8 protein-coding genes and 1 pseudogene are annotated in these 11,574 nt (G+C 66.8%); 8 read left to right on the forward strand and 1 reads right to left on the reverse strand.

What is annotated here, in order from left to right:
* Positions 1-35: 35 nt before the first annotated feature.
* From ACJ8AN_RS14865 to ACJ8AN_RS14890, 6 genes and pseudogenes are all read left to right on the forward strand, one after another.
* A complete protein-coding gene (locus ACJ8AN_RS14865; protein ID WP_407756001.1) occupies positions 36-1,367 on the forward strand; it encodes a GTPase-associated system all-helical protein GASH in 1,332 nt (443 codons plus the stop codon).
* The gene (locus ACJ8AN_RS14870; RefSeq protein ID WP_407756002.1) at positions 1,364-2,320 is read left to right on the forward strand and encodes a TRAFAC clade GTPase domain-containing protein; all 957 of its coding nucleotides are present in this window, start codon (positions 1,364-1,366) and stop codon (positions 2,318-2,320) included. The genes ACJ8AN_RS14865 and ACJ8AN_RS14870 overlap by 4 nt, the downstream gene beginning before the upstream one ends.
* Entirely contained in the window at positions 2,307-3,167 is an 861-nt protein-coding gene (locus ACJ8AN_RS14875) for a hypothetical protein (RefSeq protein ID WP_407756003.1), read from the forward strand. The genes ACJ8AN_RS14870 and ACJ8AN_RS14875 overlap by 14 nt, the downstream gene beginning before the upstream one ends.
* A pseudogene (locus ACJ8AN_RS14880) lies at positions 3,167-3,457 on the forward strand (hypothetical protein); the annotation flags it as partial. The gene ACJ8AN_RS14875 and the pseudogene ACJ8AN_RS14880, both read left to right, overlap by 1 nt.
* 1,884 nt (positions 3,458-5,341) lie before the next feature.
* A complete protein-coding gene (locus ACJ8AN_RS14885) occupies positions 5,342-5,587 on the forward strand; it encodes an effector-associated domain EAD1-containing protein (protein WP_407756009.1) in 246 nt (81 codons plus the stop codon).
* A gap of 230 nt (positions 5,588-5,817) precedes the next feature.
* Positions 5,818-7,056: an aminotransferase class I/II-fold pyridoxal phosphate-dependent enzyme gene (locus tag ACJ8AN_RS14890; RefSeq protein ID WP_407756004.1), complete on the forward strand. Its 1,239-nt coding sequence runs from the start codon at positions 5,818-5,820 to the stop codon at positions 7,054-7,056.
* Here ACJ8AN_RS14890 and ACJ8AN_RS14895 read toward each other — a convergent pair.
* Positions 7,050-8,345, reverse strand: coding sequence for a DcaP family trimeric outer membrane transporter (locus tag ACJ8AN_RS14895; RefSeq protein ID WP_407756005.1), 1,296 nt, complete (start codon positions 8,343-8,345; stop codon positions 7,050-7,052). The genes ACJ8AN_RS14890 and ACJ8AN_RS14895 overlap by 7 nt on opposite strands.
* Positions 8,346-8,540: 195 nt before the next feature.
* On the opposite strand from ACJ8AN_RS14895, the gene ACJ8AN_RS14900 reads away from it, so the two are divergent.
* Both ACJ8AN_RS14900 and ACJ8AN_RS14905 read left to right on the forward strand, forming a co-directional pair.
* Complete coding sequence (locus tag ACJ8AN_RS14900) at positions 8,541-10,625, forward strand: neutral/alkaline ceramidase (RefSeq protein ID WP_407756006.1); 2,085 nt, start codon at positions 8,541-8,543, stop codon at positions 10,623-10,625.
* Between the two features lie 217 nt (positions 10,626-10,842).
* On the forward strand, positions 10,843-11,463 hold the full coding sequence (locus ACJ8AN_RS14905; RefSeq protein ID WP_407756007.1) for a hypothetical protein: 621 nt from the start codon (positions 10,843-10,845) through the stop codon (positions 11,461-11,463).
* The last annotated feature ends 111 nt before the right edge of the window (positions 11,464-11,574 follow it).

Below are 11,574 nucleotides of genomic sequence, written 5' to 3' on the forward strand. Positions count from 1 at the left end.
ACTGGTACGGTCGCCGTGCTCACTCGGAGACTCGAATGACTGGATTGCTGACCGATCTGCTGGCTGCAGGTCTCATCGAGAACCTTGGCGGGGACGACGAGCGCTTCGCGAAAGTGGAGCGCGCTGCCAAGGCGGTCGCTGAGGAGTTCCGTGCCACTCCCTCAAGGCTTATCGGCGCCATCCTCGCGGGGCTCGATCCCGACGTCCCTGCGGAGGAGCCCGACATCGTGCAGGCGGCACAAGCGTTGGTCCACGAGTGGAAGTCCATGAACTCCGTGCATACCAACCCCCCCATCAAGCTGTTCCGGGCCATCCTGCTTGAGGCCTGCGCCCAGGCTGCGGAGGGGAAGAACGCAGCCATCCTGTGGCTGACTGCCGCCGACACGCTACCACTCGTGCGCATGGGGAAAGAGGAGCCGACGGTGCGCAGGATGCTTGAGGCGGTGGCGACGCGCACCGAAGAACTGGCACTCGTGATCCCCTCGATACCTGCCAACAAACGGCAGGCCATACCCAAGGTCGAGGCGAAGCCTGCGGCGCAGTCTCCGGCGCCTCATGAGGTGAACCGACAGGACCTGCTGTTGCGGGTCGCGGCGACAGTGGGTCCCGGCTACCGCAACAACACCCCAGCACTCTCCAATGCAAATCCCACTTGGCCCTACGCCCAAACACCCAATTGGTCGTATGACTTCGCTGACCGGATGCACGTCGTGCTCGCCGATGAACTCGATGCATTGGCAGCCGCAATCAGCAAGCACCAGGGTCAGCTCAGCCAGCGGGTCAATGACTCCCAGACCGAACTCGTTGGGACTCTCGGCAACGCCCTGACCTCGCAGCAGCGCTGGGTTCAGGACGCATTGGAGGCCAGTGAAGCCCGCCAGAAATCCGCGCGGCTCCGCTTGGACGTCCTCTGGTGGTCCGAAGCGCTCTATTCGGAGTCCGTGCGTTGCAGCTACAGGGAACTGCCGCCCAACCTCGCCGCGGTCGTCATGGCCATCGACCTCCTTGACCATGTCACGATGCCCACTCCTGCCAGCGTCAGCTACCTGCTCTCGGAGACAGTCAGCCGGCTCCCCGAAGCAGACTTCCGTCGTGTACAGGTGTTGCCGGAGCTGCTCGGTACACTCCGAAAGTCCCGAGAGCGACTCCCCAGGAACTGGATGGAGCCACTGAGCCCTCCGCCGACTGAAGGCCGCCTGAGCTTGCGCGATCTGGTCATCCTGACACTGGGGGATCGGGAGTTGGACCTCGACAAGTCCGTTAAGCGTGCCGGGCTCTCTGGCGAAATCTCGATGAGCCTCCCAGAACTCGCGCGCGCCCTGTTCCGGCAGGAGCAGGCCGTGCGCCTCGCAGGGAGCGAGAGATGATGGGGCCTTGCTCGAACGTCAACTGCTTCGTCCACGATGGCGAGGCCTGCGCCCTGGGACACGTGCGTTACTCCGAGTGCTCTTCCTGGTCCGCAGCCGACTCCAAGGCCGAGGATGCTGCCTCACCGCCCGAGACGTCGGCGAGGGTTCCTTGGTCAGGCAGCGCCCTGGGTCTGTCGGATCTCTCCAACCTGGTTCCGCGAGGCCGCTCCATCCTGGTAGGCGTGCTGGGCGCTCACGACGCAGGAAAGACCACCCTGTTGGTCGGCAACTACCTCCAGCTGCTTCGGGGACGCACGCTGGCGGAAGCGCGCTTCGCCGGCTCCCGAACCATGGGAGCCTGGGAGTCCTTGGCGGCCTGGACACGCTTCGATGATGCTGCGCGCGCGCCATCGTTTCCACCCCACACCCCTCGGGGCACCAGCCGGGTTCCGGGGCTGCTGCACCTCGCGCTTCGAGGCCCGCAGGATGAGTTCCGCGACGTGTTGCTCACGGATGCTCCTGGGGAGTGGTTCACCCGCTGGTCGATCCAGGAAGACGCTCCAGACGCCGATGGAGCTCGGTGGATCGTCCGGCATGCGGATGTCTTCCTGGTGCTCGCGGACTCCGCTCGCCTGAGTGGTCCCACGCGAGGACAGGCTCGGAATGAAGTTCGCCAGCTCTTGGAGCGGCTGGGCAATCACGTGGGCCGCAGACCCACCGTATTGGTGTGGTCCAAGGCGGACCACAAGCCCGGTGAGAGCATTCGCGAAGCGCTCAGCCGCACGTTGACCGAGCACATCCCCCACGCAACCCAGGTCGAGAGCAGCACCGATTCACGGGAGACGCTAGCGACCGTGCTGGAGGCGGTGCTCCGCGAGGCGTGGACCCCTCCCCGAGCCAGTCCCGTGCTCGAGCCGGTTCTCCAGCACCAGCCCTTCGCAGCCTTTCGGGGGACCCGTGCGCACTCCTGAGTTGGTACTCCTCGGCGGTCCGCACAGCGGGAAGACCCATTACGCCGGCCAGCTCTACGGCCGGGTGCGGCGGCGACCGGGACTGCTTCGGCTCCGAAATGACCGGGGCACGCCGTCGAATCTCAGTGCGTTGGAGGAGGTCCTTCGCTGTCTGGAAGAAGGCCGTGCCGCACAGCACACCTCCGCCGACACATGGGCCGAGGTCTTGCTGCCTCTTGCGGACGCGCACGGCAACGCCATGGACCTCCGCTGGCCGGACTACGGCGGTGAACAGCTGCGTCAGGTCTTCGAGCAGCGCGCAGTTCCGGAGGCCTGGAGGTCGCGCCTGACTCAAGCGGAGGGCTGGGTATTGCTCATCCGCCTCAAGAGCGAGACCACCTATCCTGATGCCTTGAGTGAGCTGACCAAGCGTTTAGAGAATCGAAGCGATACCGCTAAACGCGCGGTTGAGTGGGACGCCAACGCCTACTGGGTGGAACTCCTGCAGCTCTTGCTGCATGTCGCTGGAGTGGGCCAGATCGACCGCATCCGACGGCCTCGCCTGGCCGTACTGCTCTCCTGCTACGACGAGTTCGAGAAGGCCGAACCCGGAAAGGTCTGGGCACCTCCCCGACAGGCACTCGCTGATCACCTTCCCCTTGTGTCGTCATTCATCGAGAGCAATTGGGCCACCGACGTCCTGAGCATCTGGGGACTCTCCGCGCTAGGGCGCCCCCTGGAGCGCAACGGCGCCGCGGAGACGTTCATCGACGAAGGGCCGGAGAAACAGGGATGGGTCATTCCTCCGGAAGGAGGAACCCCGGATCCAGACCTGAGCCGGCCCCTGGCATGGCTCGTGGGAGCATGATGATTCGCCCTCTCCGAGCTCGGTACGGCGCCCAGGACAACATGCATGGGCTGATGAAGTGGGAGGGTCATCCAGCCCGCCCGCCCGCAGCGCTACTGGGCTTGACCGACAAACCTCCTGGTTCCTACGCCCCCGGAGAGCGGTGGTGGCCCTCCGTGGGGTGTGGACCGGTGGAGAACTGGTGGGCCCTTTGGTGGACGCTACCGGACGAACAGGCCCTCCGGGGTGGAATGGTGCGCAGCGATGTCTTGCTGTGGCGCCTCGATGAAGTAGGGGCCGTCGACAGTCTGCTCCCTGCGCTGGAGACGCTCAGTGGCCAGGGTCCGATCCCGTTGCCCGCATCCGCGTTGTTGGGAGCCGTGGCAGAGGCGCTGCTGGATCCGAATCCAGGACCGCCCGTTCTGGCGGATCTGGACGTATGGCCGGGGCTCATCGCGGCCCTCTGGGACCGACTCTGGCCAGAGGCCCGGCGTGCATTCTCCGCGCGGGTGGCAATCAGCCCACCTCAGGGTGGCGAATCGGTGACCCCTCCCTGGATGTTCGGCGTTCCTTCGCAACGAGTTCTCCAGTGGAGGGGACATCGGTTGATCACTGTGCCGCCCGATCTCCAGCTCAGCCGCGCAGCCAGATGGCTCGTGGGAGAAAGAGATCCGACGTTCGATGAGGTGCGCACGGCCTGCCTCCCTTTACCGGCGGATCTGGGAAGCATTGTCCGAGTAGCGCGTGCCGCCGAGCGCTTGGATCGGCTGCGCGAGGCTCACGAGCCACAGCAAGCATTGAACCTCCTGCGAACGATGTTGACCCTGGCTGCCGGGCCTGAAGCCGCAGTGGCTCTGAAGAAAGAAGGCCTGAGTACCCTGGTGCGGGGCCTCACCGGGGCACCGCCCACCTTTGTGCGGTCGCTCGCGAACCTCGCTCTGGCACATCTCCCCGAAGGGGAGGCCCTCGAGAACGCGGTCAAAGATTGGATCAGCCGCGAAGCCCCAGGGCTACCTGCCGAGGAGGCGTTGCAAATATTGGAGTTGCTGTCTCCAGGCCAAGCAGAGAACTGGTGGCGACAGGCGGTGCACGCGAGCCTTGCGTCTGGGCTGGCCCAGCTCGACGCTCGCTGGGCCTCGGCAGCGCTTCATTGGGTGGCACTCCCCCATGCTGCAGAGTCCCTCCGGGCGCTTCTTCCCCCGACCGAAAGAGTCGAGCAACGCTTGCTCGCCGTCACTTCCTGCGCGGGGTTGAGTCAGACGGAGCTACGGCAGCTTCGGCAACAGGCGGTGGAACGCCGATGGCCCCGGTTGCACGCATGGGCGGCGATGCAGACGTCTTCGCCGCATGAAGCCTTTCAGGCCCAATTGACCTTTCCGGGCGATTCGTCTGCTGGCCTGACACTCCTCGTCGAACGCTTGCCGGGGGGGGTGGTTGTCCAGGAAGCGGTCTCGTCAGCCAGTGCGAAGCTCCTCGAGCTGGTAGCACTTCGAACGGCACGAGAACCCGAACTGTTACGCCCCCTGGACGCGGGCCAGCCGAGGTGGAGAGCGCTGTGGGCCGCGCACGTGCGGGCAGGGGGAGCGAACTGGCCCCCAGGTGTGAATCGCGAATCACTCGGGCGGAGTCTCCTGGATGCGGTTCTCGCCGGAGACGAGCCGGAAGGACTTGTTGCTTCATTGGCTGAGGGCCTGGCCGGCATCGCTCTCGATCACCCTGAGCGATCTTCCTTGTGGGCGACGTTGAGCAGCACGGGACGAGCTGCGCTGCTTCCTCGGGTGGCTGAAGCTCTCGTCCGACGCTGCGAGGAGGGCCACTCGGTTCCGAACGTTGAGCGCCCGCTGGCCGAAGCCGTCTTGAGCTGGGCTCGCCGGGCACGTCCCTCCGCGAGGGTATTTGCAGCGCTCCTGAACTGGGACGTGCCACCAAGCGAAGAAGAGGCGATCCAGTGGATGGCGTGCTTCGTGCACACTGACTGGGCACTGGTCACGGCTTCCGTGGGGCAAGCCGTGCTAGCGAGGAAATGGATACGCGCAGCCAGAATGCTCTACGACCGTTACAGGAACGTGCCTGAGCTACGACCTGCTGTGGAGGCGTGCCAGGAGCTACTCCCCACTTGGGAGCGCTTCAGGCTTTCGTGGAACAGGCGGCCGGACCCCTCTACAGGCTCGGTAGATAACCTCCTGGTGAGCCGCGTGGCCGAGCTGGGTGCAGGCCTTGCTCCGGATCTCCTGGACTATTTCTGGGAACGCGCAGGTGGAGAGCGCAAGCGCCTAAAGACCTACGAAAGGCCCGATGTTCGCTGGCGAGAAGCTGCGACTCTCGCGAGGAACGGTTCACTGCCAGGCGGCTTGGCCGCACTGGTTCAGGAGTTGCGAGACCAGTTCCCACACAATCCCGACCTGCAGGAGCTGTCGGCGATGCTGGCCAGCACGCGTTGACGCTGGAGAGCATAGGAAGGATGGAAGGCCTGTTGGGCTTGCCCCGGTTACGTGGCTCTCCCGCTGTTTGTGTGAATCCTGGGTGCATGCGAACGACTGTACGAGTGAGGCTCGCCGGCTCGCTGCCCCTGAACCACACGAAGTGTGGAAGAGCCAGAAACCCGGACAGCGCCCCACCCCCAACACCCGGGACGGGCATTGGTTAAAACGGCCACCCGAGGAGCCTTCTCATGAGCGACGTCTTCGACCGGGCCATCGACCGGGTGCTGAGCCAGAAGAACCGCGAGGTGTACGAGCTGCTGCAGCGCAGTGGGCTCTACGACAACGTGGCCACGGAGATTCGGGGCCGGAAGGTGCGGGTGCGAGGCCGGTGGCTGACGGACTTCGCCTCGTGCAACTACCTGGGGTTGGATTTGAGGCCCGAGGTGATGGAGGCCATCGGCCCGGCGGTGCGCGACTGGGGCACGCACCCCTCGTGGGCGCGCATGTGCTGCAGCCCCGAGCTGTACGAGCGGCTGGAGGCACAACTGGCGGCGCTGCTGGGCACGGAGGACGCGCTGGTGCTGCCCACCATCAGCCTGATTGGGATGGGCCTCATCCCGGCGCTCACGGGCAAGGGGGCGGCCATCTTCGCGGACAAGGTGGTGCACAAGGTGAACCACGACGGCTGCCGGCTGGCGAGGGACATGGGGGCGACGCTCACCTCCTTCCGCCACGACGAGCCCTCCACGCTGGAGGCGGGGCTGGCGGCGAGCGCGAGCGCCACGGTACGGCTGGTGGTGGTGGACGGGGTGCTGTCCACGACGGGGCGGCTGCCGGATCTCGCGCGCATCATCGAGCTGGCGCGCCGCTACGACGCTATTGTCTACGTGGACGACGCGCACGGCTTCGGCGTGCTGGGAGAGAACCCCTCGCCCGAGCACCCCTACGGCCACAAGGGCAACGGCGTCATCCGCCACCTGGGGCTCGGTTACGACAACGTGCTGTACGTGTCGGGGCTGTCCAAGGCGTACTCGTCGCTGGCGGCCTTCATCGCCTGTCCGAGCAAGCTCAAGCCCTTCCTCAAGTGCACGGTGACGAGCTACCTCGTGTCGGGCCCGGTGCCCACGGCGTCACTGGCCACGGCGCTCGCCGGGCTGGAGCTCAACGCGCGTGAGGGCGACACGTGGCGCCGCACCCTGTACGAGTACACGCGCGCCATCCTCGACGCGTACCGGGAGCAGGGCATTCCGACGGACAACGACACGGCCTTTCCCATCGTCAGCGCCTACGTGGGGGGCGCGGAGAACGTGGAGCGCGGAGGCCAGCTGCTCTTCGAGGAGGGCCTCAACGTGACGCTTCAGGGCTACCCGCTGGTGCCGAGGGACAAGGGCGTGCTGCGTGCCACGCCCACCGTGGCGAACACCTGGGACGAGGTGGAGCAGCTCATCTCGGCGATGGGCCGCGTCCACCGCGCGCTCACTCAGTAGTAGAAGAAGCGGGTGGAGAAGATGACGCGCACCGCGTTGTCGCCCGCGCCGTCCAGGTTCTCCCGCCGTCCGAAGAGCAGCTCCGCGCCGAAGGTGACGGAGCGCACGGGCGAGACGAGGAGGTTGCCGGAGACGTAGTGCGTGCGTTTGAGGGTGGTGCCCGGCTGAGCGGCCCGGGGGTACACCTCGAGGTAGCCGTAGACGAACGAGGAGGCGAGGTGCTCGCTCCAATGCGGCTCGAGCGAGGCGAACATGCCCAGCGAGGGCACCGCCTCCAGCTGGCCGGAGGGCGCCACCACCGCGTCGAGCCCGAGCCCCACCAGGTCGCTCGTATAGGCGCCCACGCCGGAGCCATAGTGCACCTGCGCGGAGACACGCGAGCCCCGCTCGCCCCACGTCCACAGCCCGCTGAGCAGGCCGCCCCACCCCGGCACCGCGCGCTTCACCCCACCGAGCTCGTAGTACGAGAGCCACCGGGCCAGACCCGCCACGCGCACGTGCCGACCCGTGCCGAGGCTCCACTCGAGCGCGCCCACCACGTCCGGCAGCGGCTTGCGCACCTCCTGCGTGTCCGGGTTGAAGAGGGTGATGTCGGGGAGGGGCCGCTCCAGCGCGAGCTGCACCAGCAGCGGGCCGAAGGTGTTGCCGTAGCGCAGCACCTCGCGCCGGGAGGCGGCCATGGAACCCGGCCCCTGGAAGTCGATGGTGTCCGGCACGGCCTCCAGGTCCATGAACGTGGTCCACTTCCGCCCCGCGAGCAGCGGGCCGATGATGGCGTAGGCCTCGTAGACGCGGAAGTCGCCGCCGCTGGAGCCCTCGCCGTAGAAGTCCGCGGAGATGTGGCCCACGAGAGGGCCCAGGAGCGTGAGCTTTCCGCCCTCGAAGAAGAGCCGGCTCTGCCGGGCGTTGAAGTTGAGGTTGGGCCCGCGCTGCTCGGCGCCCACGGGGATGGAGGAGGGCACGAAGTCCTCCTCGTTCTGGATGCGCCGGAAGTCGTAGTTGATGTCCACCTTGAGGCGGGCGCGGAAGGAGACGTAGCCGCGTTTGAGGTCCTCCTCGGTGGCGGGGCCCACCTTCATCACGATTCCCGCGAGGCTGGGGTCCACCACCGCGGGCGTCGACGGCTCCTCGGGGGACTCCCCACCCGGCGGCTCGGGCGTCTCGGGCGTCTTCACGCCGCCCGGAGTCTCGGGCGCCTCCGGCACGGCCACGTCCTTCGACTGCGCCAGCGCGCTCCCCGCGGCCAGCCACGCGCCCAGCAGCACCCCGAGACGGCTCTGCCTCCCCATGCGTCACGCCCCCTCGCGGCACGGTCCGACGACGGGGCAGGATGACGCGCCGTGCGAGCCCCCAGCACACCGGCCCGGGGCGGATTCATGGTCGTGGACAGAAACGCCCCCCCAACGCACCGCGCCAACACGGGAAGCCAGCAACAAGGGCGTCCTCTGGCCGACAATCGCGGAATCCCCGAAACAGGAGCTTTCATGCAACGACGTGTTCTTTCCTCGCCCCACCTGCTGGCGGCCGCGGTGCTCGCCCTCTCCCTGGGCGCGTGCAACCCGGAGCCCACCGCGGACGAGGCCACGCCCTCCGTCTCCACGCAGAGCGCCGCGCTCACCGACGTGTGCGCCACCAACCAGGGCTTCCAGCTGGGCGCGGGCATCTATGACATCACCGGCCCGGCGGCCGAGCTGGGGATGATGGGCTACGCCATGGTGGACCAGAAGACGGCGGGCATCCACCAGCGCCTGCGCGCGCGCGCCTTCATCATCTCCTCGCCCTGCAATGGCAAGCGCGCGGTGTTCGTGAGCGCGGACCTGGGCCAGGTGTTCCAGGGCGTGCGGCAGCAGGTGGTGGAGAAGCTGCGCGCGAAGTACGGCACGCTCTACACGGACGACAACGTGCTGCTGAGCGCCACGCACACCCACTCGGGGCCGGGAGGCTTCTCGCACTACGCGCTCTACAACCTCACCATCCTCGGCTACGACAAGCAGAACTTCGACGCCATTGTGGACGGCATCTACCAGTCCATCGTCCGGGCCCACGACAACCTCGCGCCGGGCAGCATCCGGCTCGCGTCGGGGGACCTGCTCGACGCGAGCATCAACCGCTCGCCCGAGGCCTACCTGCGCAACCCCACCACCGAGCGGGGGCAGTTCGGCTACGACACGGACAAGAAGATGACGCTGCTGCGGCTGCAGGGGGATGACGGGCGCGAGCTGGGCCTCATCAACTGGTTCGCCGTGCACGGCACGTCCATGGGCAACGACAACCTGCTCATCAGCGGCGACAACAAGGGGTACGCCTCGTACCTCTTCGAGAAGCTCAAGGGGACGAGCTACACGGCGCAGAAGACGTTCGTGGCGGCCTTCGCGCAGAGCAACGAGGGCGACGTGACGCCCAACATCTACGGCGGCACCAACGGGGGCGGCGCCAACGACTTCGAGAGCACGGAGCTGTCGGGCCGCAAGCAGTACACCCTGGCGAAGACGCTCTACGACTCGGCGACGGTGAAGCTGACGGGCGGGGTGGACTACCGGCACGCGTACGTGAAGTTCGACGCGGTGCCGGTGGCGCCGCAGTACGCGGATGGCCTCGCGCACACCACCTGCACGGCGGCCATCGGGGACTCGATGATTGCCGGCGCCGAGGACGGCCCGGGCTACGGCTCCGAGGGCTCCACCTGCGAGAGCCTCAAGGACACGTGGAGCGTCTTCAACTGCGCCCTGTCCACCACGCCGTGCCAGGGGGAGAAGCCCATCGTCCTGGAGACGGGCTCGATGACGCCCTACCCCTGGACGCCCGAGGTGCTGCCCCTGCAGGTGGTGAAGCTGGGCAACGTGGCGCTGGTGGCGGTGCCCTTCGAGCCCACCACCATGTCGGGCCGGAGGCTGCGCCAGCAGGTGCTCGCGCAGCTGTCTCCCCTGGGGGTGGACCAGGTGGTGATTGCCGGCCTGTCCAACGCGTACGCGGGCTACCTCACCACGCGCGAGGAGTACGCGAAGCAGGACTACGAGGGCGCCTCCACGCACTTCGGCCCGTGGCAGCTCGCGGCGGTGCAGCAGGAGGTGGACAAGCTGGCCATCGCGATGCGCACGGGCACGAGCGTGGCGGCGGGCCCCACCCCGCGCGACTTGCGCAACGAGCAGTCCACGGTGCAGACGGGCGTGGTGTACGACGACAAGCTGCTGTGGGTGAGCTTCGGCGGCGTCTTCAAGGACGCGAGCGCCTCGTACACGCGGGGCCAGACGGTGGGCGTGGAGTTCTGGAGCGGCCACCCGAAGAACAACCTGCGCCGCCAGGGCAGCTTCCTCCAGGTGCAGCGCAAGACGAGCACCGGCACGTGGGTGACGGTGGCCAACGACTGGGATTGGGAGACGAAGTACCGCTGGCAGCGCTACGACTGCGCGCCCACGTACGGGTGCTCGCACGTCACCACCGAGTGGACGATTCCGGCGGACGCCACGCCGGGCACCTACCGCATCCGCCATGACGGGGACTGGAAGTCCGGCTGGGACGGGCTCATCCGCCCGTACACCGGTTACTCGCGCGAGTTCACCGTCAACTGAGGCCCTCCCTTCCAGTCCTGGCAATCTTCAGGGCTCCAGGTTCTCCGGAACCTGGGGCCTTTTGTTTTCCGGGGGGCACCGTGCCCAGGCGCCGTTCGAATGCTTTGACACCTTCCCTGGCCAACGGGTGACCGCTCTCCCGCCAGCACGCACGAATGGGGAATGCCTCAGGCCGCGGTCCCTCAGGCTGTCAAAAAGCCAGGCGAGTGCTGGGCCGATGCTCCCCACTCCTCCTGTCCAAGAGGCCATCGACCTGCGAGAGCCGCCCCTTGTCAGCGGGCTCCCCCAAGCCCAACACTCCCATATGGAGATCAACCCCAAGGCCGTCGCGCTCCCCAAGTCGGCCGACCACCTCGAAAAGGGGAAGTACGGCCCCATCTACCCCAAGACGCCCGCGTGTCATGGATTCACCATCATCGCGAACGTCAAGCCGGGCAGGGCGGAGGCAATCCGCAGCTACGGCGAGAGGTTGGCGAAGGCGCTCGAGCCTGACCCATACCTCCTCGCCCCCCTCAAGCTCCACTACCTGCGCTGGGTCCTCTTCGATAACGACACCCGGTTCATGTACCAGGGAATCTTCGACACGGAATTCGACAAGTACACCGAGGACGCCGTCGTCCTGTTCCGGAAGGCAGGCCTCGACACCGCCTTCGAGAACCTCGAAGGGTTTCCGATAGACTGGAAGACGAACACGCCCGCGTTCATCACGTTCCTTCGGGACCACCAGTGCCCCAGCTTCCTGGAATACGGGGAGTATCCCTATTTCACGAGCGACGAGATCAAGAAGGCCCTGAAGATCAAGGCCGCCCTCTCCGAGATGCTCGAGCAGATGCAATAGGCCATGGGAGACATAACGGTCGCGCGGACCTACAACCAGGACCACAAGGCCCGACCCTACAAAAGCGGCCGGCGCCGGGTGAGCGTGTACATCGCCTGGAGCTACCCGGCG

Source organism: Archangium sp. (assembly GCF_045802675.1).
Taxonomy (GTDB): Bacteria; Myxococcota; Myxococcia; order Myxococcales; family Myxococcaceae; genus Archangium.